The organism is Glaciecola nitratireducens FR1064, from assembly GCF_000226565.1.
Taxonomy (GTDB): Bacteria; Pseudomonadota; Gammaproteobacteria; order Enterobacterales; family Alteromonadaceae; genus Glaciecola; species Glaciecola nitratireducens.
The window spans coordinates 3311644-3333460 of the sequence record NC_016041.1; the positions used below are offsets into that span (position 1 = coordinate 3311644).

Genomic DNA, 21817 nt, shown 5'->3' on the forward strand with positions numbered 1-21817 from the left:
AACAATCAAACTGGAATATAAGACCTTGGTCTAGCTGAAAGCGTTTAAGCGTAGAAGTTTACTACAATTAGATTTATCAATATGATTTTTATGTTTTTTTAATTGGTTTTTTGGGCATAAAAGAAATCAATATTGAGTATTGTTCGTAATAAACAGGGTACATCATTCTTATTTGATTTTAATTTTGCCGCATGGAGGACAGTAAATGTCTGATGAAAAATTTGTAGACCCACGACTGCAGGCTAAGGAACGTATTTTCCAACAATTGCATTTGAGCACATTTGATACGATGGGTTATGCGCATGCAATCATTCAAGAAGTTAATGAAAGCGGAAAAGATATTGAAGCAAATAACGAAAGCTATCAGCAGTTGCTGCGTGACTATGAGATAACCAAAAATATGGCGCCCATTGCCGATACTCCGCTTGCGCTCTTGTGTTCGCAAACAAACGACAAAATTTCAAATTCACAACAGGCACATGCTTCTATCGCTCAGCTCTGTGCCGCTGCTACCAACTCTCTTAATCATTGGCGCATATTAGTAGAAATTCCAGAAGATTTGTTGAAGGTAGACGAAGTTAGTAGCCAATTGAAAGAAAACTATGCCAGTCATTTAGGCGCGTGGCGCAATATGCTACAAGAAGGCTAATTCATTGATACCGCGCCGCCAGACAGCGTGAGTTGAAGCGGCGCAGGTATGATTGTAGGTAGATATCAGTCGTCGTGCTACTTGCTACCTTTTTTCATTATTCGGCGTTCGCGGCTGCGCCACATTACTTTAGCAAGTTGCTTCATACTCACATTGGTGTCGCTTTCATCTACAATTTCTATACCTAGCAGACTTTCGAGCAAATCTTCTAGAGTTAGCAAGCCTTCTAGCCCACCGTATTCGTCAACAACCAGTACCATGTGAATACGCGACTTCAAAAATTGGTCAAATGTACTAGACAAAGGCATGTCGCTTAAAACAGTGGGTAAAGAATTACTCATCTCACTTAGTTTTTTATGTCCCTCACCGTTAGCTTTTGCAAGAAGGATATCTGACTTAAGAACAAAGCCGCTGATATTCTCACGATGATCACCTTCATAAATTGGAATACGGGAAAACTCAGTCGGAAGCTTTTGCTCCATAAATTCAGTCACGTCCATCGATTCAGGCGCTGAAAATACTACAGTGCGATGCGTCATTGCATCTTTTACTGCCAACTCGTGTAATTGTAATAAATTCTTCAAAAAGCGGGATTCTTGTTTCGCTAACTGCCCCTCTTGGCCGGATAACTCGGCCATTGCAAGTAATTCGCTTCGACTTAAACCTTTGAGGGGGCTGTCTTCTGTAAAGCCACTGGTTAACTTTTCTGACATTTTAACAAACGGGTACAGAACAATAATTAGATATTTCAGGAAGTGAGCAGTGCTCGGCGCCAGTTGGCGCCAAAAGGTTGCGCCAAGTGTTTTTGGAATAATTTCAGAGAACACTAAAATGAGCATTGTTAATACAGCAGAAATGATGCCCAAATATGCATCACCAAATACTGCAGCGGCTTGAGCCCCAGCGCCAGCAGCACCCATGGTGTGAGCAATGGTGTTTAAGGTAAGTATTGCTGATAGCGGTTTATTTATATCACTTGTCAACTTACCCAACAGGACGCCCGATGGCTTTCCTTCTTTTTCTAAAAGTGAAATGTAAGCTTGCGAAACACTCAAAATGACAGCTTCTGCAATTGAACAAATAAACGAAAAGCCAAGTGCAATCAGCACATATATGATAAGCAAAAACATAAGAGCAAGTAGTTCTCAAAAAACAAAAAGTGATTGTAGCATTAAGAGAATGCTTGTCTCACTATTCTGCAAATAAATTCGAGATAAAAGCAACTCGATTGAGCGTAATCCCAAGGCTTAATGTCTGTGACGGGCTCTTATGCTAAATACGATCCAAAAAACAACAAGGGCACATGTTACGACAAGAGCACTGACATTAACGGCAGGCAGGTTGTTAAGAAAATTAAAATCGAAGAATTCCGAAATGATAGATAAGTAGAAAAAAGCTAAACACAATACTAACGCGCGAGTTAAATTACGTGTCGTTAATAGCGTCATGATATTTACTCCTGGTATAGCTATGTCGAGCTTTGTTTGCTCGAACGAATTATTATTTGGTTAGTTTAATGTTGGTTTTACGGCTTTCTATATTGAACAGATATAAACGCGTTCAAAAGAGAAGAATCGACTGACAAAATAAAAATTGTGATGTCATAAATAACCGATGACCATGTTATACCCAATAAAATAGGGCTAATCAATACCTAGGTATGCAAAATTAGACGGTTAAAAGCAAACAATCGAAAAAGTTGATCTCTTACAAGCACTATAGATAAAAGCTGACGCAATTAGGCAACAGTCATCAAGGCATTTTTGATTGATTTTCAAGCAACTCAAATAACTGCAGTAGTTAAATTAAATAGCCATAAAATGATGCTATCAAATTATAGCTATCCACCTTGGCTACAAAGCATCGGTTACAGGATCAACTAAAATTATGAGGACGTTTTTGTATGTACCCGCACTTCAACTGGATCGCAAATGTCGCGAGACTGGTGTTGATAACCGTCGCTGACATAGTTTTTCTTCGCGTTTTCGACGCGTTCATATGATTCCTTCGGATATGCCAGTTTATAGCAATGAAGTTTCTACTTTTTCTAAAACGGCTTCAGGGTAATGTCTAATGACCGTCGTCTCAATTGAAGAGAGTTTTTCATTCGGTACATCGAGTAGCATAAGTAACTTCCCCTGACTAATAGCCTCTTCAAATTCTTTATGCCGCGTATTGGGAACATCCAGAGCAATCATGCTTCCAAGCCATGAACCAACGCCAGCCCCAGCAGCCGCACAGGCAAGTATCGCACCTCCGCTTAACGCTATACCACCCGGCAAAACAAGTGTAGCGAGACCCGCAAGCAAGCCCGTTGTACCGCCAATTGCCACGCCTCGCTCTAAACCTGAAATAAAATCAGTTTTTTGTAATAACGTAGCTTCAGGTAATGCTTCAAGTTGCGTGCCTTCTTTAGAAATTATATGGATATGCTTTTCGTCTATATCAGATTGAGTAAGTTCCTCAACAATGTCACGCGCTATATCGATATTTGGTATTAAAAAATAAATACGTTTCATGTTTATACCCTCACTGATTACTTCATCCCAGTATATGTGAGTTTCAATATCTATAATTGACTTGGCTCAACAAAATTAGCGCGAATTATTGTAAGAATGATACGTCTATTTGGATACCTCCATTATTAACGACTAAATAAAATCATATTGGATGCAAAATGAGCGAAATCCTATGGATTATAGTGAGCGGTTTATTAATGAGCGCCATTGCACTTACTGGCAGCATTACACTATTGTTGAAAAAAGAAACCTTGCATAAAGTTATGATACCCCTTGTCGCGTTTGCTGCAGGCTGTCTTATAGGAGGAGCCTTCTTCCATATGATTCCCGCTGGACTCGCCTATTCCGGTATTAGTTTGGGGTTCTTTGTGTGGATAGTGCTTGGATTCTGCAGTTTTTTTGCCCTTGAGCAACTGTTACATTGGCAACATTGTCATCGGACTGGGAGCGATTCAAAACAACCATTGGGTTATATGATTCTGGCTGCTGATGCTCTGCATAATTTATTGGGCGGTTTGGCAATTGGCGGCACTTTTCTTATCGATATTAAACTTGGTATTACCGCTTGGCTGGCCGCAGCCGCTCATGAAGTTCCCCAAGAGCTTGGTGATTTTGCGGTCCTTATACATAGCGGTTGGTCAAACCGAAACGCGTTACTATTTAACCTGTTGTCTGGCCTAACCTTCTTGGCGGGTAGTTTAATGGCATATCTATTTGCTGAACAGATTGATGTTACCTTTTTATTACCCTTAGCTGCCGGAAATTTTTTGTATATCGGCGCATCTGATCTTGTGCCAGAGGTAAATAAACAGGATTCAGATACAAATAATTGGGTCTATTTTATCGCTTTTCTTGTCGGCATTTTGCTAATGTTATTATTCAAAATACTATTTGAGCTATAATGAACTGCCTCGAAGTATATCTGTTCCTACTCGCGCCTACGACTAATTAAGTGCGCACTACATCACATGTCAATGATAATGCTTATTGAGATAACGTTAGAGCCGTCACTTGGCCCCTATGCCAAACTAAATAGTCCGCGAGAGGAAGCGGCTTTGAGAAGAAAAAACCTTGAAAAATATCGATATTTCTTTCTCGCAACAACATTACCTGATTTTCATTTTCGACGCCCTCAGCAACCACTTGCATTCCGAGGTTTTTAGCTAAATTGATAATCGTCTCTACAATGCTCAACCCTGATTTGTCCAACATACGATCAACAAACGACTTATCAATTTTAAGTTCATTGACCGGATATGCATACAAATATGAAAGGCTTGAATAGCCTGTGCCAAAATCATCGATGGAAAATGAAAACCCTTCAGATTCAATTTCAGTCATTTGCTTGACGGTATTATTCATATCGTGAGAAAGCATACTTTCAGTGATTTCCAAATTAATTTGTTTGCTAGATACCTTAAACTGACTAATAGTATTTAGTAGTGAGCTTCTGAAGTTTGACGATTTAAATTGCGAATGGCTTATATTAATCGAGAGTTTGAAGTCTTCGTTGATTAACTGTAGCTCATTCAATATCTCAAGCAATTCGCAAATATCTTCAAGCACGATATCCTGTAGAGCTTGAATAAGCCCATACTGCTCCGCAACAGGAATGAATTCATACGGAGGAATCAAACCTTTATCTGGATGCTTCCACCTGATCAGTGCCTCAGCTCCTGTAATTTCGCCTTGACCGTTCAACTGTGGTTGGAAAAAAGCACAAAATTCACGTTTTTCGATGGCTCTAACAATCTCTGATTCAAATGATAACTGTCTGTCTAGCAGCGTTTGTTGTTTAGGGTCGAAATAGCTATAGCTGTTTCCCCCTGTTAACTTGGAGCTATACATTGCAGTATCCGCATATTTTAATATGCTGTCAGCTGACGTTTCACCATCTATTAAGCATATGCCGATACTGCAGGACACTTGAAAAGCGAGTTCTTCAATTTCAAATTTATGCGACAGCGTTTCTTGTACTTTATTAGCCACAATTGAAATTTCTTTCTGCGCTTCTTCTTCACTCTTACCCAACTGCTCGAGCAAAATAACAAACTCATCGCCACCAATTCGAGCGAGTATATCTGACTTTCGCAGGGCCAACTGCAATCTGGTCGAAACATCGACCAATAGCTGATCGCCAGCTGCGTGTCCTAACGAGTCGTTGATTCGCTTAAATTGGTCTAAGTCCAAGAACAAAATCGCCCCATATTCATGCACTAATGCTTTGCTATCCACGACCACTTTGAGTCGTTCATTAAACATACGACGATTAGGAAGATGAGTAAGAGGGTCAAAATAAGCTAACTGCTTTATTTTTTGGGCCGTGGATTTTTCCACAGTTACGTCTCTCGCGACCCATAGAACTCGGCGGGTCTCAGACTCAAGGGTTTTATCATCGCCTATAGGCGTAACCCTACCCTCAAATGTTGCCGGACTGCCGTCATTCTCGAATGAATATTCATAAACTTGTATTTCGTTAGTGCTGATGGCTCTGCGGATAACTGACAAAATGCGCTGAGCTTCAGCTTCAGGAAATAAATCACTGACACTTTTTCCTACAATCTCTATTGCAGATACGTAAAGCAAATTATTGGGTGAACCATGGACATCTTCGTAACATCCGTTTTCATCTATGATCAGTGCTAAGTCCGGCATAACTTCTGTAAATGCTCTGAACTTCTGGTTGCTTGCCTCTAATTGTTCTATCAACTGGCCGGTTTGACCATGCTGGCTAATTTTAAATAACACTGACCCCATTAAATTTGCGAGGAAGGAGATAAGGTCGAGGTCGCTGTCTAGCAGTTGCTCATTAGTGCTGACAAATACTGACAACAAGCCTATGGATTGGTTTGCCGTCGATTTTATGGGCATCGACCAAATTTGTTTGCTGCTGGTTTTGTTGCCGGCTTTTTTGTCATCAAAGCAATCGAAAAACGACTCTACCGATTTCAATATTGGACGCAATGGGGTTTGCAGGTTTAAAGGTGATATTTGGTTTATGACTGATTCTGTAAACTTGTGATAAGTGCTCACTACCGACTTATCTGTGATCTTAGTTTTTGCCGTCACTAACACTTCATTTTCTATGTCGAAAAGCGAGCATTCAACGGCCGAAATCGACAAATGGCTATCAACTAGTTTACATAGTTCACTTAAGGCAATAACGCTGGTTTTAGACTGAAGAATATTCGCTAAAACATTTTTTTCATCAAACAAAAGTTTGTTGAGTTGGTTAACATCCATCGAAATATTTATATCATCCACCGTTGTGTTAGTCACGGATTGTATTACGTTAGATAATAGTGTCAATGCCTCAGGAAGGCTTTTCCCCTGTAAGCAACTGGTGTTGTGTCCATAAGTAGGTTTACTCAGAAATGACTTTCAGGTTAGTATCGAAATATATCTACTTTCTAGTCACTACGCTATTTAGCTGCGAGCCGCATGAAATATAAGACCTTTTTCGCCATTAGCGAAACAAAGTTTCAAGCACAGCGATTACTGCACATATTTTGGGTTGCACAACTCACCATTGCGCTCGTTTCCATGCAGCGCATGGCGGTTCAGTATTGGACTGAAGCTGCGATTATTGCAGCAGTGTCATTGAGTTTAATACCCGTCTACATTTTTGCCAAACGCAATGCTCCTGTCGCCGGTTCGAATTACCTTGCCATCGTACTCACCTTTACGATGATCTACTTTATGTGGCCAAACGAAGGAGCAAGAGACGAGATTTTGCTCGTATTTCCTGCCATTTTTACCTTTTCAGTGCTGAGTGGCAGTCTCGCTACGAGCTTCATTTTACTTGGTATTGTTCTTGCCAACATTCTTCTAATGGGATATTCAGAGCAGTTTGAATTTTATGAATTTGTGCCAGCACGCAACAATTTAAATACCTCAACCCTAATCGTAATATTAATTGCTGTCACCAGTTTTGCCATCTGGCTCATGGCGCGGGATTTAAAGCATGCGCTAAAAAGTTTGAAGCTAGAGAATGCAAGGGTGTTAGAAAGCCAAGAGGAAATTCAAAAGTTAGTACACTTCGATACACTAACTGGTTTACCCAATCGTTCGCTAGCTAAAATCCGCTTTGATTTCACCTTGAACCAGTCTATCCGCGACTCTTCGATGTTGTGTTTACTGCTCATTGATTTGGACGATTTTAAGCACATAAATGACACACTCGGACATGATAGCGGTGATAGATTTTTAATCACTATTGGCTCTCGTATAAAAAGTGCGGTTCGCGATTCAGATACTGTTTGCCGCTTGAGTGGCGACGAATTTTTAGTGATTACATCGAACGTAAATTCCGACGCCGATGCTCAGAAAATAGCGAACAACATATTAGACTGTGTTCAAGAACCCATTGAGCTGGATGGCAACAAATTAGTGACGACTTGTTCTATTGGAATATCTATGGCGCCGGAAGACGGAACCTCTTTCGAAGAGCTCTGTCAGCGTGCCGATATGGCTATGTATAAAGGGAAAGAAAAAGGTAAGAATGAAGCTCAGTTTTTTAATCCTGATTGGATGGAGTCACGAAGTCAGTCGCTCGCACTTACCGCTGATTTGCGTCTAGCACTGAGTGAAAATCAATTAGAAGTTTATTATCAGCCCAAAGTGCAGTTGCAAAACGGCAAAATTGTTGCAGCCGAAGCCTTATTGCGTTGGCATCATCCAACGCTGGGTTTTGTGTCACCTGAAGTATTTATACCACTGGCAGAAAACAGTGGTCAGATCGTGGAAATAGGAAAGTGGGTTATCGAACAAGCCTGCGAAAAATTGACAATATGGCGAAAAATAAATGCGTCTTTTTCTATTGCTGTTAATGTTTCATCTATCCAATTCAAGCGAGGGGATTTGTCTGAGTTTTTAAAAAAGACACTTCAGAAATATCAACTTCCTGGTCAATCTCTTGAGCTAGAGTTTACAGAATCGTTGCTAATGGCCAACACCCAAGAAGTAGCTTCCGAACTGCAGTTAATTAAGCAGTTAAATACTTCTCTCGCAATTGACGATTTTGGCACCGGATACTCTAATCTCAGCTATTTGCAAAATTTTGAAATTCATACTTTGAAAATTGATCGCTCATTTATGTATGAATTACGTGAAAATAAAAAGAATATTGCCATCGTAAAAGCAATATGTCAGATGGCACACAGCCTCAATATGCAAGTGGTTGCCGAAGGTATAGAAGATGCAGAAACGGCAGAAATTATAAAAGGCTTTGATTGCGCTATCGGACAGGGATTTTTTTGGCACAAACCAGTCCCAGCCGATGCGTTCGCTAGCCTTATTCAAACAGATAACGTAGCTAGTAAAAGTGATCACCCTGAGCTATAAGCTAATAGGCAACGGTATTCAAACAGCCGCATTTATGGGCTACTGAACAGCTCAGATGCGGCTTATCCTTTAAGGATGTGCGGCAATAAAATCGGCAATGTACTGATTAACAATTTCCGGCTGCTCAAGAGCCACCGAATGTCCAGCTTTGGGGACAACAAACATCTCGCTATCTACAACGGCTTCAGCAATATTTTTCGACAAAGAAACTGAGTAGGCATGATCCTGTTCGCCTGCCAATACTAGCAGAGGCACTTTGCTGCCTTTAAGCTCATCCAAAACACCCTTACGGTGGATTACACCATGCGCACTACGTGCAATATTTGGCCCCAGTTTGAGCATATAATCACGCCAGTAGTTTCGTTCAGTTTCGCGGGATACATCGGCCAAATAATCATCACCAAACATGATGTACATAAGCGTATCAATAAAAGGTTCAGTGCCTTCTTTGCTAATGCCGTCGATTAGCGGTGAAAATTCAGCTAATTTATACTCTAACTCTCCACTAGACCCAAGCACAATACACGCCTTTATCAGGTCAGGACGTCTCGCGGCCAAGCGCAGAGCCACAAAGCCCCCCATCGAATTGCCAGCAAAGAAACAAGGACCAAGACCCAGCGTCTCTATCAAGGCAGCGGCATCCTCAGTAAGCGTATCCATGTCAACGCTCAACAATCCAGAATCGGCGCTCTGCCCCTGATCTCGGTGGTCGTAACGCACTATTCGAATATCTTTCGCTAAATGCTCTACCTGATGAACAAACATCTTTTGATCAAAAAATAATGAATGACTCAACACCAGCACTGGAGCATCTTTTGGTCCATGATCGTCGTAAAACAATGTGGTCCCGTTAACATCAATCGTCGGCATGCTGCTCACTCCTAATTTACGGTGTTTATTTTCTCGTCATGACTAATAAAGTAAGAAGTTACTTTTCTAAGTTAATCATCTTACTTTGTTTTAGCAGGCTCTTTACTAAAAATCAAACGACTATTTATCAATAAAGGCTTGCTCAATCACATAGTCACCTTTAACGCGCGAAGTGGCTTTTGAAAACCCTAATTCGTCCAATAACTGCATGGTGTCTTGCAACATATCGTTGTTGCCGCAGAGCATGAAACGGTCGCTGTTAGTGTTGAGTGCCGGAAGGCCAATATCATCGCTTAACTTGCCACTAGTAATTAGCGTGGTTATGCGTTGATGATGCATAAGGTCGGCATTGTGCTCATCCACAGGTTCAGCGTTGTTTTCTCTGGTCACACTAGGGAAATAAATTAGCTTTTCCCGCACCAAGTCTCCATAGTATTCGTTCTCAGGCAAAACATTCATAATTTCATCCTGATAAGCAAGCTCTGAAGTATATCTAACGCAGTGCACCAAAATGACTTTCTCAAAGTGATCGTAAATAAAAGGGTCTCGAATGATACTCATGAAAGGTGCTAAACCTGTTCCAGTGCTCAATAAATAAAGGTGCTTCCCCTCATTCAAATACCCAGGAACAAGGGTTCCAGTAGGCCTTGTAGTGACAATAATATCGTCACCCACTTGGATTTCCTGCAGCTTGGAAGTCAGGGCCCCATCAGGCACTTTAATACTGAAAAACTCCAGTTCATCAGCATAGTGCGGGCTCGCAATGCTGTATGCTCTCAACAATGGTCGACCGTTAACTTCTAGTCCGATCATCACAAACTGACCACTTTCGAATGTTATGCCCGGCTGTCTGGTGGTCTTAAAACTAAATAGCGTTTCGTTCCAATGATGAACCGAAATCACTTTTTCTGTCACTGTATTGCGCATTTACTGCTTCCCTAAAAAAACGTAGTCTTCTCAACTTACTGAGCAACTTAGATGTCTTATATACACTATGTCTTTACTGTCTTAACGCCGTCAAAGTTTAGTTTACGGATAATTCGCTTTGGGTTTGAGAAGACCGATCCCAAATACAGCCATCGCCACTGCGATAAGCGCATTTAGATAGTTGAAAAAAGCATAGGGTGCATAAGAAAGTACATCCACACCTAAAGTGGCGGTATAAAATGCGCCCGCCGTTGTCCACGGAATGAGACCAGTGGTCATAGTAGAGCCCTCCTCTACTGAACGCGAGAGAATCGCGCTATCCAAATTTTGTTGCTCATATTTAGGCTTGAAAAGTTGGCAACTAAGAATAATAGATATATAGGCTTCACCCATTGCAATGTTGCCCAAAAAGCCAGATAAAATAGTGGTCGCAATCAGAGTCGCTGTTCGCTTCACCCTTGCAATAATACCCGCTAGTAGAGCACTCAAGAAACCAGCGCCATGCAAAATTCCACCCAATGCAATCGCCATTAGTGCAAGCAATAAAGTCCAGCTCATGCTGCTAATGCCGCCGCGCCCCAGTAAAGCATCCAAATTTTGAATACCGGTGGACTCAGGTGTATTTTCCCACAGCGCATTTAGTACAGAAATAAGGCTCGCACCTTGGTAAAAAATGGCAATTAGCACAGCAAGCACAATGCTGCATGACATAGTTACCTCAGCGGGCACTTTTCGGATACTCAGTATTGCTAGCAAAATCAGAGGCATTAGCGTAATTAGCGGAGTAAGGCTGTAATTGTTAGCAAGCGCACTCTGAATTGCATTCACCTCATCAAGATTTAGATTCTGATCTCCATAGCTAAACCCGATGATTAAAAATATCACTAAGGTGAGAATAAAAGTGGGTATGGTGGTAAAGAGCATGGCGTAAATATGTCGATAGAGATCAGTGCCAGCGCTCATTGCAGCGAGGTTTGTCGTATCTGAAATAGGCGACATTTTGTCACCAAAGGTGGCTCCGCACACAATCATACCGGCCACTAAAGGCAGCGGAATATTCATGGCACTGCCGATGCCGATCAAGACAACACCTAAGGTTCCTACTGTCCCCCAGGAAGTACCAGTTGCAACCGACATCAAGGCGCAAAGCAGCATCCCCACAGCTAAAAACGAACCTGGGTTAAGCCAACTGAGACCGTAGTACATGAGAGTGGCAATAGTACCGCTGTGCATGAAGCTTGATATCACCATCCCAATAAGTATAAAAATATAGATGGCAGGCATGGCTCTAGCGAGTGAGCTAGTCATTAGCTCTCGTATTTGTAAGTACCCGTAGCCAAGACTAAATGCGTTAAGTCCCATCCACAAAAGACAGAGAAACATTAGCGTATGCAGGCTTATGCCAAGGCCAAAAAGTCCTCCAGCAATCGTGGCGACAACTACGCTAAAACAGACGAAAGACTGCAAAAATTTTGGGGTGCGCGGTAAGGTTGGTGTTATATCAGACATCGGGACACAGCATATGAAAAATGAAAATAAAGAATAGCATATCAATGCTTATTGTTAGACGAATATTCATCGCGCAAACTCTTATTTTTATTAAATGATCTAAAACATACCCCTTGTTGAATAAACTATATACCTAGGCGTTTTACTCGCGCTTTCAATTACCATTAATAATCTACTAAGGCAGCATTGTGAACAACAATTCTACTCAATTACGTCGCGTTGACTCCGCGCTCAGAACAGCATTCATTGCCGATTCCCTTGCTATGCCTGTGCATTGGTACTACCAGCCACTAGAGATAGAGCTCGCCTTTGCTGGCGGTATTCAGCGCTTCGAAGCGGCGCCGGAGTTTCATCCATCCTCAATTATGTCGTTGCACTCAAAGAACAAGGGAGGCAGACAATCTGCTGATAAAGCACCTTCTGCTTCTGCAACGAACGGTGCATTGTGGAATAAGCCAGTTCCTCAAGTTGTAGGTGACATTATTCTCAAAGATAAAGCGCAGTTTTGGGACACGCCTAATGTGCATTATCATCAAGGCATGAAGGCAGGCGAGAACACACTTAACTCGCATTGCGCCCGCGTCCTCATGCGATCCCTTACTCATACGTCTGGAAGTTACGACCGCAATGACTTTGTTTCTGCGTACATTGATTTCATGACCGTGCAGCCGCCAGCTCATCCTGATACCTATGCTGAGTCGTACCATCGTGGATTCTTTGCCAACTTGGCACAAGGCCGCAAGCCAGAAAAGTGTGCTATGAAAACACACGACACCGCATCAATCGGTGGTTTGGTGACAATTGGTCCACTGGTTTTTTCGGAGCGCCTCAAGGGCACCAATGAATCAGATATACAGATTGCATGCCGAGCCCATCTTGCACTTACACACCCAGACGAATTCTTAATGCAAGTATGTGACCGTTACGTAACGCTTTTATGCCGTCTCATGGATGAGGGTGGTGGTGATGGTGTTAAAGCACTGCTAGTGGAAGCGAGTAAAAGTTTACCTAGTTTCGATTTAGCAGGCTTGGTCAAGCGTAACCTGCCAGACCATCATGTAGTTGGTCATTTATTCTCGCGCGCATGCTACATTTCCGACTCTTGGCCCATAGTGCTGTATTTGGCCTACAAATATCAAGATGACCCATGGCAAGCGCTTCGGGTGAACACAAATCTAGGCGGAGATAACGTGCATCGGGGAATAGTGCTGGGCACAATTTTGGGATTACAAACCGATACCGTAGCCACCAATTGGTTTACCCAATTGGCGGACCACAAAGTAATTGCTCAAGAGATTGATGTACTGCTCGCTGCATCAGTTAATGCGGCATCAGTTAACGAGGCAACCGCTCCCAAATCGTAAGTTCCGATAAAGTGTGCTGAAATTTGTGTTGAGTTTCACGGATCACGAAGGGCACTTTCTGAGGCTCACCGAGTAACTTGAAGTGCTTCGAAAGGTGGTCTTTTAGGCCATCTAAGGTGGTGTAGCTTTCCCCATCTTTTTTGAAACCGCCTATCCACTCTTCCTTCGGAGTATGTTCCTCTAACCATGTATAGGGCGATGCAATAATCAGTAAACCACCATCATTAACTCTCTGGGCCATGTCCTCTAAAAAGCGACTAGGCTGATACAATCGGTCAATTAAATTAGCCGCTAGCACTAAATCGTAGCCCGTAAATTGAGGCTTAAGATTGCAGGCGTCTCCTTGATAAAATGAAACACGCTCAGCATTTGTTGCTAAGCCCAAATTTTCCAATGTACGAGTGTGATAGCTAACCAAATCCCCTTCCTCAACGCGGGCATAACGCACAGCGCCCTGCTGAGCCATTTTTGCGCCCAAACGAATAAAGTTGGCGGAAAAATCAATACCATCTACTGCGTCGAAGTGACGGGCCAACTCAAAACTTGCGCGACCACAAGCACACCCTAAGTCCAGCGCTCTGCCGCTTGCTTTACCTTTCATTGCCTTAAGGGCAATATCAGCTAATGCTTTCGGAAAGTTTTCTACGCCATACCATGAATCGCCAAAGTGAAACTCGGCGTACTCTGAAAGCAACTTGTCGCTTTCGTAATAAACCTTAACTTCTGATGCTTCTGCATCGGATGCAATGTAGCGAAACCCTGCATGCTGGGTAAAATGGCGTCTGAACGCATATCGCGCTGAAAGCCTAGCTTCGTTTCCGCTTGAAATCCACGAACCACCTTTTATAAGATTGTGTTTGCCATCAAAGGTAGGCGTGGTGAAATCGTCATACAGTGGATGCACTTTAAAGTTATCGAGAGGGTATATTGGCGTTTCTGTCCATTGCCAAACGTTGCCCACTACATCAAACCATTCACCGTGTTGATATCGTGTCACGGGACAGCAAGATGCATAGTGGTCAAGATGCAGGTTGGCGCTAGCAACATTGTTACCGAGTTCTTGCACTCCAGCTTGCTTGCACAGCAAATGCCATTCGTCTTCAGTAGGCATGCGGATTACTTGCCCGGTTTGCTCGCCCTTCCACTCACAAAAAGCCTTGGCTTCATGACAATTTACCTCAGCAGGCCAGTCCCAAGGCATATCAATTTCTTCCGTCATAAGACGCATGCGCCAGCGGTCCTGCCGAAGCCAAAAACAAGGATGTTCCGCTTTGGCATACTGGCGCCATGAAAGCCCCTCTTCGCTCCAGAATCGGTCTCTTTCATAACCGCCGGCCTCAACAAACTCGAGGTACTCTTGGTTGCTGACTAAATACTTGCTAGCTTTGAATTCAGCAACATCTGCGTTGTGCTGACCGTACTCATTGTCCCACCCATAAAAAGCATCGTCAGTCGATTTTCCAATGCTAACCGAACCTGCTGACACTGTGATTAATTTATTTTTGGGTGCCTCACCACTGTCGACGCAAGCAGACCACTGTGGCAAGCGCTTAACTTTAGCAAGATCATGCTGGCGAATGAGCACTGATGAAGTTTCAAGATGAATACGCTCATGCTCGATACCCATGATGATGGGCCACCACGTATTCTCCCAATTAATAGGGAGTGAGAGCGCTAAGCTATCAATCAACTGTAGCACCCTAGCGCGCACTTTAGCACGGTATTCTTTTACCTCTGAAACACTTGGCCAATCATAACTTTCTTCCGATAAATCGTCCCAGCTCATCTCATCGACACCTACCGCAAAAACTGACTCCATGTGCGGGTCAATCCGCTCAGGCAACAATTTCGCAAGCACGAGTTTATTGACGAAAAAAGTAGCGGTATGCCCAAGATAGAAGATAAGAGGGTGACGCAATGGAATGGCTTTTTGATAAAAGCCGTTGTCATCAACCAAGCAATCAAATAATTGTGTGTAGGTATCGAAAGTATTGGTGAAGTAAAGGCTAATTTCTTTGCGCTTATCTTCCTCAGCACCACTACTCAGGTTGGGTGTTCTTAGCAACGCTGCTGAACTACTAAACCTTGTTGTTCGTTTCTCTAGTTGCTGAGCGTCTTTTGCGGATAATGTCATAGTCGAAGAGGTTTCTCTTTTTTTAGTATACTGTCATACGGCTACCTACTGTGTAGCGGTTCACTCTGCTTACTGTATTTATGATGAAGTTGAGTGGTTTTGCAGTAAACAATTCACGGTAATTGCTTAGTAATCATTACTCTACCCTAAGCACCTGCATAATTCACACTCTAATTATTCAGTTTAACTGCCCGACAATATTATATCCGTAAATGTAATCAAGCTTACTCGCCGCAACTGTGTCGCTTAGACCAACGTTGGATAAACCCGAAAGAATCGCTAATTTAGCTTGCTCAATAGGCGTGCTCATGTGATACAAAGCAGCATTTTTACGCGCATTGAGTTGAATATTGCGTGTGCGTGGTAGGCGAATGTTTTGGTACGTTTGCAGCGCAGTTTGAGTATCAACATCACTAGCTAGGCAATGCGCCAAAGCATAGCTGTCTTCAATGGCCATCGCCGCGCCTTGTGCTAAAAATGGCAACATGGGATGACAAGCATCACCTAAAAGCGTCACGTTTCGATCCGACCATTGTTTGAGGGGTTTCCTGTCGAACAAGGCCCATAGAAAACAATGCTCTGCCGCGCTCAATAATTCAGTTACTTCTGGATGCCAACCAGCAAAGGTGTCGCGCAGCTCGTTGATATCACCAGGCTCATTCCACGATTCCTTTTGCCAATCGATGCGCTCTTGCACAGCAACAAAGTTAACTAATTCGCCGCCGCGCAAGTAATAACTCACAAAATGCTTGCCAGGGCCTACCCACAGATTTGCATTGGGTTTAACTAAACCTTTAGGAAGTTTGTTAGCTTCGACTACCCCGCGCCAGGCGACTTGTCCGGTAAATTCAGCAGGTGTTTCACCCAACATACAGGCTTGCACTTTTGATTTGATGCCGTCGGCCCCTATCAGTAAATCAGCCTCTATGGACTCATGGTCACTCAACTGTATGCTAATATTTTGTAAGGTCTGCTGGTAACTTTGAACGCCTTTGCCTAAATGAATACTTACGTTCATTTTTTTACAGGCAGTATAAAGAACAGTATGTAAGTCAGCCCGGTGAATATGTTGATAATGAGCGCCGTATTTTTGTGTAGCTGCATTTCCCAAAAGCACAGTAAAGTAAGTTTTACCTGTTTGATAGTGACGCATAACAGCCGACGTTGGTGCAAATGCCTTAGCGTTAACTTCATCGGCTACACCAAGGGCTTCTAATACATGCATAGCATTCGAACTAAGCTGTAGTCCGGCGCCTACTTCACCAAGTTGGGAACTTTGTTCGTAAACTACCACCTCAAAGTTACGTTTAGCCAGCGCTAAGGCAGCACACAAACCACCGATACCTGCGCCCGCAATAACAATTTTTTTACCCAAAAGAACTATCCTGCAATGTAGACTGGTATGCGAGTAATAGTAGTTCGTTTCCATGTTCAGATAAAGCAAGATAATGACAAAGCAAGCTTACAGCGCTCAGGTACGTAATAGAGAATAGAAAAAATTCGCTTTGATTCACTCAGGCAGTTGAATCTCTGCTCTTTGAACTAAGCCACAGGCATTTATTCGGAATTTATGTCGTTAATAATAACTATGAGATGATCGGCGTGTTTATATTAATTATTGCCGGGGCTCTGCTAGGTCGCATATTCAAGCGTAAAAACAAAAAAGTTGATGGGTGATAAGAATAACACTCTCGTTTTCGAAAAAGTTATTTACGGCTGCGGCCTTTACGACCTCGAGATCTTCCTCGACGGTCGGATATCGGGTCAGCCTCAAAATTACCATACTCGTCATCATTCACTGACTCTGTTGATACTTTCTGAATGGGCGCAAAACCAGAGATTATTTCACGCTTCAACTGACGACCGGTTGCGCGCTCAATAGCCTTCAACTGCTTAGATTCATCCTCACTGAAAAATGAAATCGCTAAACCTGAAGTGCCGGCACGCCCAGTGCGACCAATGCGATGTGTATAATCTTCGGGTATGTAGGGAAGATTAAAGTTAATAACGCACGGCAGTTGATGAACATTAATGCCACGAGAGGCGATATCGGTGGCGACGAGCACTTGAATACTGCCACTTTTGAAGCCGTCCAAGGCTTGAGTTCTTGCATGCTGAGTTCTGTTTGCATGAATTGATGCAGCGCCAATGCCTGAGTTTTCTAACTGCGCAGCCAAACGATCCGCATCGAGCTTAGTGCGAATGAAGACCAGAACTTGCTTCCAATTGTGTTTTTTAAGTAAATGAATCAGCAGCTCAGCTTTGCGTCCTTTGTCTACAGGGTGCAGTTGCTGCTTAATCTTGTCGATAGCGCTTTTCTCAATAGCCACTTCAATTGAAACTGGATTAGTTAACATGTCTTTAGCAAGCGTCTTTATCTGCTTAGAAAAAGTAGCTGAAAACATCAAGGTTTGGCGTTTTATAGGCAGTAGCATTTGGATGCGACGAATATCGTCGATAAACCCTAAGTCCAACATACGATCGGCCTCGTCTAACACCAATATATCAAGGCGTTCAAAATTCAACGCTCCTTGATTAAATAGATCAATCAAACGACCAGGAGTAGCAACAAGCAAATCTACCCCGTTCTGTAACTGGAATATTTGCGGCTCAATCCTCACACCACCAAACACAGCCGCTGACCGAATATTCATATGGCGACTGTAGTTTTGTACGTTCTCACCAACCTGAGCTGCAAGCTCTCTAGTAGGCACAATTACCAGCGCACGTGGAGATTGAGCTTGAGAGTTTTCACCACCTGCCAAGAGCTGAATAATAGGCAATGTGAAAGCCGCAGTTTTACCAGTGCCGGTCTGTGCTACCGCCATAACGTCATGATGATTCAACACTACTGGAATCGCTTTTGCTTGTATTGGCGATGGCGATTCATAGCCTTGCTCTTGTAAGGTTTTCAAAAGCTCATCGCATAAGCCTAGAGAGCTAAATGACATAAATAAATATTCCTCGATTAATATCAACACCTTCGCACTATTTGGGCAATGGCTAAATACTTGTTGTCAGGCTAAAAGAGCTGCGCTGGCGGCTCTCAAATTGGGCAAGAGAATAGCATTTGCAACGACACGTACAATACACTTATTCATCAACCTCGCATCTTTTTTATAATAGTTATGACGAGGCCACTAAAGCCTCTTGTTTGTGACTGTGCTATTTCATCATCGAGTAACGTAAAATTCACAAAGGATGCTAAATTTGCCTTAAAGTTGATTATGACGAATAAGTAAATTAAATTAATAAACTTTAGTCTATTCAAACACTCAAACCTCAATGAAATCAATCTGTGTTGCACAGCGCAGGATTATGGTTTATTTTCGCTATAATCCTGATATTGGGGTGAAATTAAAATTAGAACAATAAATCATATCTAAAACGACAATAAATGCAGAAGGGATAACCAATGGAAAGACGCGACTTTATCAAGTTAGGCGGCGCTGGCATGGGGGCATTATTAATGCCTGTAAGCGGCATGGCAGTATCACTTGATCAACTACTCGATAAACCGATGGATGTGGCTTACAAGAAAAAGCTAGCCGACATTGCTCTCAACGCAGCAAAAGCAGCTGGCGCAACTTATGCCGATGCGCGTATTGGCCGCTACTTGAACCAGTTTGTCAGAACTAGCGAAACCCGAGTAGATAACATTGTAAACACCGAGTCTGCAGGTATTGGTATTCGCGTTATTGCCAACGGTACGTGGGGATTTGCGTCTACTTCTAATATGACTCCTGATAGCATTGCGCAAACTGCTCAGCGTGCGGTAGCGGTAGCAAAAGCTAACTCCAAGTTCCAAACTTCTCCGGTTAAATTAGCCCCAGTAAAAGGTGTAGGCGACGTAAAGTGGCAGACTCCTATTACAAAAAACGCTTTTGAAGTGCCGATTAAAGACAAGGTCGATTTGCTGTTATCAGTAAACGATGCAGCCATGGCAAATGGCGCTAACTTTATTAGTTCGACGTTGTTTCTAGTCAATGAGCAAAAATACTTCGCGTCTACTGACGGATCTTATATCGACCAAGACGTACACCGTTTATGGGCACCATTTACTGCTACTGCAGTTGGTCCAGATGGCTTTAAACAGCGCACTGGTTTGGGTAACCCTGTAGGTATGGGCTACGAATATTTGGACGGCCTCGAGAAAGACAAAATCAAAATTACTGGCGCGAACGTCGGCTATAACAACTCTTATGACATGCTAGAAGATGCAGCAGCTGCGGGTAAACAACTCAAAGCTAAGCTAAAAGCGAAGTCGGTTGAGCCAGGTAAATATGACTTAGTATTAGACCCTGCACACTTAATGCTGACCATTCATGAGTCGGTAGGACATCCACTGGAGCTTGATAGAGTATTAGGCTACGAAGCCAACTATGCTGGCACCAGTTTCGCTACGCTCGACAAATGGAAGAGCGGAAAATTCCAGTATGGTTCTGATATCGTTAACCTGTTTGCCGATAAAACTCAGCCTTATTCGCTTGGTAACGTTGCTTATGATGACGAAGGCGTTAAAACCAAAGAGTGGGACTTGGTAAAAGACGGTATTTTGGTTAACTATCAAGCCACGCGCGATCAAGTACATATGATTGACCAAAACGAATCGCATGGCTGCAGCTACTCTCAAAGCTGGCGCGATGTTCAATTTCAACGCATGTCAAACGTATCATTGAAGCCCAACCCGAAAGATATTTCAGCTGAAGACGTTATCAAAGACGTGGAAAAAGGCATTTACATTGCCGGTCGTGGCTCGTTCTCAATTGACCAACAGCGTTATAACTTCCAATTTGGTGGTCAGCTGTTTTATGAAATTAAAGACGGCAAAATTGTAGACCAAATTGAAGATGTTGCTTACCAATCAAACACGCAAGAGTTCTGGAATAGCTGCACTCAAATGGCGGGAAAATCTGACTACAGAGTCGGCGGTTCGTTCTTTGACGGCAAAGGCCAACCTTCTCAGGTAAGCGCGGTTTCGCATGGTTGTCCAACCACTCGATTCAATAACATCAACGTGATCAATACCGCACGTAACGTATAAGTTAGCAGCGAATAAAAAGGAATATTAAGAATGACTATATTATCTGAAGCCAATGCAAAAGCGCTGCTAGAAAAAGTAATAAAACTGTCTAAAGCCGACCAAGTGGAATGTAATTTAGATGGAAATATAGGTGGCAATATACGCTATGCACGCAATACCGTTTCTACAGCGGGTGAAGAGAGCGATTTAGTGTTGGTAGTGCAATCTACCTTTGGTAAACGCACCGGCACTGCGACTATTAACGAATTTGACGACGCCTCTTTGGCAAAAGTCGTAGAGCGCTCAGAAGAGCTAGCGAAACTAGCGCCTGAAAACGAAGAGTATATGCCAAACTTCGGCCCGCAAAAATACTTACCGTCAAATACCTACTTTGAGTCAACCGCTTCAATCAGTCCAGAAGATAGAGCGCAAGCTGCTGAAGATAGCATTGCTCCTTCCAAAAAGAATAAGTTAGTGGCTGCAGGATTTTTAGAAGAGCAAGTTCGGTTCAGAGCTATTATGAACAATAAAGGTTTGTTCGCTTATAACAAAGATACCAACGTTGATTTTTCAGTGACAATTCGTACTGAAGACGGCAAGGGTTCCGGCTGGGTAACACGAAACTACAGTGATTATAAGCTATTAGATACAGCTAAAGCGTCAAGCATCGCCATTATGAAATCTAAAAACTCCGTTGATGCAAAAGCATTAGAGCCAGGTAAATACACTGTTATTCTTGAGCCTGCAGCAAGCGTCGGTTTATTGGGCAACATGGTGCGTAATTTTGGGCAACGCGGCGCTGATGAAGGCAGAAGCTTCTTAAGCTACAAACTTAAAGAAGGTGAAGATGCTAGCAAAGCTCCGAAAAACCGCCTAGGTGAGAAAATGTTCGATGAGGTGGTCAATATTTATAGTGACCCGCAGCATCCCATAGCACCCGCAGCACCTTTCGGCGGGAACGGCTACCCGCGCAAGCGCACCGACTGGATTAAGAATGGTGTGGTAGTTAATATGCCTAATTCACCCTACTGGGCGAAAAAAACAGAAGTGCCTTATATGCCTAGTGGCGGCAACATCATCATGGATGGCGGCGATCAGTCGCTTGAAGATATGATCAAGAGTACGCGCCGTGGCATATTGGTAACCCGTTTATGGTATATACGCTCTCTCGACCCGCAAAGCCTCTTGTATACAGGCTTAACCCGCGATGGCACATTCTATATTGAAGATGGCAAAATTAAATATCCGATTAAGAACTTTCGTTTTAACGAGAGCCCAATTGTGATGCTCAATAATATAGAAGCACTAGGTAAACCTGAGCGGATCGATGGCAACATGATACCGCCGATGAAGATACGTGACTTTACCTTCAGCAGTTTATCTGACGCGGTATAGTGGTAAGTAAAATGGCATAGGTAAGCGTGAATAGAGTGAGTGTGAATAAACGAAGTAGGACAAAACGGAAGTGGTAAATGTAAA

Annotated in this window: 15 protein-coding genes; 6 read left to right on the forward strand and 9 right to left on the reverse strand. The window is 42.8% G+C overall.

Features of this window, described 5'->3' with window-relative positions; translation table 11 throughout:
• The first annotated feature begins 205 nt into the window (after positions 1–205).
• The gene (locus GNIT_RS14205) at positions 206–649 is read left to right on the forward strand and encodes a hypothetical protein (protein ID WP_014109961.1); all 444 of its coding nucleotides are present in this window, start codon (positions 206–208) and stop codon (positions 647–649) included.
• A 77-nt stretch (positions 650–726) separates the two neighbouring features.
• Here GNIT_RS14205 and GNIT_RS14210 read toward each other — a convergent pair whose 3' ends face one another.
• Together GNIT_RS14210 and GNIT_RS14215 are read right to left on the reverse strand one after the other, a co-directional pair.
• Positions 727–1779 (reverse strand): CNNM domain-containing protein, encoded by a 1053-nt coding sequence (locus GNIT_RS14210; RefSeq protein WP_014109962.1) that lies wholly within the window; start codon positions 1777–1779, stop codon positions 727–729.
• 891 nt (positions 1780–2670) lie between these two features.
• Positions 2671–3168: a hypothetical protein gene (locus GNIT_RS14215; protein WP_014109966.1), complete on the reverse strand. Its 498-nt coding sequence runs from the start codon at positions 3166–3168 to the stop codon at positions 2671–2673.
• Between the two features lie 158 nt (positions 3169–3326).
• Here GNIT_RS14215 and GNIT_RS14220 point away from each other — a divergent pair, with 158 nt between their 5' ends.
• Entirely contained in the window at positions 3327–4070 is a 744-nt protein-coding gene (locus tag GNIT_RS14220) for a ZIP family metal transporter (RefSeq protein WP_014109967.1), read from the forward strand.
• Positions 4071–4152: 82 nt separating this feature from the next.
• Here GNIT_RS14220 and GNIT_RS14225 read toward each other — a convergent pair whose 3' ends face one another.
• Positions 4153–6447, reverse strand: coding sequence for a putative bifunctional diguanylate cyclase/phosphodiesterase (locus GNIT_RS14225; RefSeq protein WP_014109968.1), 2295 nt, complete (start codon positions 6445–6447; stop codon positions 4153–4155).
• A 162-nt stretch (positions 6448–6609) separates the two neighbouring features.
• Here GNIT_RS14225 and GNIT_RS14230 point away from each other — a divergent pair, with 162 nt between their 5' ends.
• Positions 6610–8511 carry a putative bifunctional diguanylate cyclase/phosphodiesterase gene (locus GNIT_RS14230; RefSeq protein ID WP_014109969.1) on the forward strand — a complete coding sequence of 634 codons (1902 nt, stop codon included), beginning with the start codon at positions 6610–6612 and terminating at the stop codon, positions 8509–8511.
• A gap of 69 nt (positions 8512–8580) precedes the next feature.
• Here the strand turns inward: GNIT_RS14230 and GNIT_RS14235 are convergent, their stop codons facing one another.
• From GNIT_RS14235 to nhaC, 3 genes are all read right to left on the reverse strand, one after another.
• Positions 8581–9381, reverse strand: coding sequence for an alpha/beta fold hydrolase (locus tag GNIT_RS14235; protein WP_014109970.1), 801 nt, complete (start codon positions 9379–9381; stop codon positions 8581–8583).
• Between the two features lie 120 nt (positions 9382–9501).
• Positions 9502–10308 carry a ferredoxin--NADP reductase gene (locus GNIT_RS14240; protein WP_014109971.1) on the reverse strand — a complete coding sequence of 269 codons (807 nt, stop codon included), beginning with the start codon at positions 10306–10308 and terminating at the stop codon, positions 9502–9504.
• A gap of 102 nt (positions 10309–10410) precedes the next feature.
• On the reverse strand, positions 10411–11817 hold the full coding sequence (nhaC, locus tag GNIT_RS14245) for a Na+/H+ antiporter NhaC (RefSeq protein WP_174268981.1): 1407 nt from the start codon (positions 11815–11817) through the stop codon (positions 10411–10413).
• A 188-nt stretch (positions 11818–12005) separates the two neighbouring features.
• Here nhaC and GNIT_RS14250 point away from each other — a divergent pair, with 188 nt between their 5' ends.
• Positions 12006–13181, forward strand: a complete 1176-nt coding sequence (locus tag GNIT_RS14250; RefSeq protein ID WP_014109973.1) for an ADP-ribosylglycohydrolase family protein — start codon at positions 12006–12008, stop codon at positions 13179–13181.
• Here the strand turns inward: GNIT_RS14250 and ovoA are convergent.
• From ovoA to GNIT_RS14265, 3 genes are all read right to left on the reverse strand, one after another.
• On the reverse strand, positions 13153–15315 hold the full coding sequence (gene ovoA, locus GNIT_RS14255; protein WP_014109974.1) for a 5-histidylcysteine sulfoxide synthase: 2163 nt from the start codon (positions 15313–15315) through the stop codon (positions 13153–13155). The two genes, GNIT_RS14250 and ovoA, sit on opposite strands and share 29 nt — an antisense overlap.
• Positions 15316–15493: 178 nt before the next feature.
• Complete coding sequence (locus GNIT_RS14260) at positions 15494–16690, reverse strand: FAD-dependent monooxygenase (protein ID WP_014109975.1); 1197 nt, start codon at positions 16688–16690, stop codon at positions 15494–15496.
• A 331-nt stretch (positions 16691–17021) separates the two neighbouring features.
• Positions 17022–18266, reverse strand: coding sequence for a DEAD/DEAH box helicase (locus GNIT_RS14265; RefSeq protein ID WP_014109976.1), 1245 nt, complete (start codon positions 18264–18266; stop codon positions 17022–17024).
• A gap of 464 nt (positions 18267–18730) precedes the next feature.
• Here GNIT_RS14265 and GNIT_RS14270 point away from each other — a divergent pair, with 464 nt between their 5' ends.
• Positions 18731–20359 (forward strand): TldD/PmbA family protein, encoded by a 1629-nt coding sequence (locus GNIT_RS14270; RefSeq protein ID WP_014109977.1) that lies wholly within the window; start codon positions 18731–18733, stop codon positions 20357–20359.
• Positions 20360–20389: 30 nt separating this feature from the next.
• Positions 20390–21733, forward strand: a complete 1344-nt coding sequence (locus GNIT_RS14275; RefSeq protein ID WP_014109978.1) for a TldD/PmbA family protein — start codon at positions 20390–20392, stop codon at positions 21731–21733.
• Positions 21734–21817: the final 84 nt, after the last annotated feature.

Bases quoted from the DNA above. Each gene is read 5' to 3' on its own strand.
- GNIT_RS14215 (WP_014109966.1), bottom strand. From the start codon at position 3,168: ATGAAACGTATTTATTTTTTAATACCAAATATCGATATAGCGCGTGAC.
- GNIT_RS14235 (WP_014109970.1), bottom strand. From the start codon at position 9,381: ATGCCGACGATTGATGTTAACGGGACCACATTGTTTTACGACGATCAT.
- GNIT_RS14275 (WP_014109978.1), top strand. From the start codon at position 20,390: ATGACTATATTATCTGAAGCCAATGCAAAAGCGCTGCTAGAAAAAGTA.
- GNIT_RS14205 (WP_014109961.1), top strand. From the start codon at position 206: ATGTCTGATGAAAAATTTGTAGACCCACGACTGCAGGCTAAGGAACGT.
- GNIT_RS14265 (WP_014109976.1), bottom strand. From the start codon at position 18,266: ATGTCATTTAGCTCTCTAGGCTTATGCGATGAGCTTTTGAAAACCTTA.
- GNIT_RS14270 (WP_014109977.1), top strand. From the start codon at position 18,731: ATGGAAAGACGCGACTTTATCAAGTTAGGCGGCGCTGGCATGGGGGCA.
- GNIT_RS14230 (WP_014109969.1), top strand. From the start codon at position 6,610: ATGAAATATAAGACCTTTTTCGCCATTAGCGAAACAAAGTTTCAAGCA.
- GNIT_RS14220 (WP_014109967.1), top strand. From the start codon at position 3,327: ATGAGCGAAATCCTATGGATTATAGTGAGCGGTTTATTAATGAGCGCC.
- GNIT_RS14210 (WP_014109962.1), bottom strand. From the start codon at position 1,779: ATGTTTTTGCTTATCATATATGTGCTGATTGCACTTGGCTTTTCGTTT.
- GNIT_RS14240 (WP_014109971.1), bottom strand. From the start codon at position 10,308: ATGCGCAATACAGTGACAGAAAAAGTGATTTCGGTTCATCATTGGAAC.
- nhaC (WP_174268981.1), bottom strand. From the start codon at position 11,817: ATGTCTGATATAACACCAACCTTACCGCGCACCCCAAAATTTTTGCAG.
- ovoA (WP_014109974.1), bottom strand. From the start codon at position 15,315: ATGACATTATCCGCAAAAGACGCTCAGCAACTAGAGAAACGAACAACA.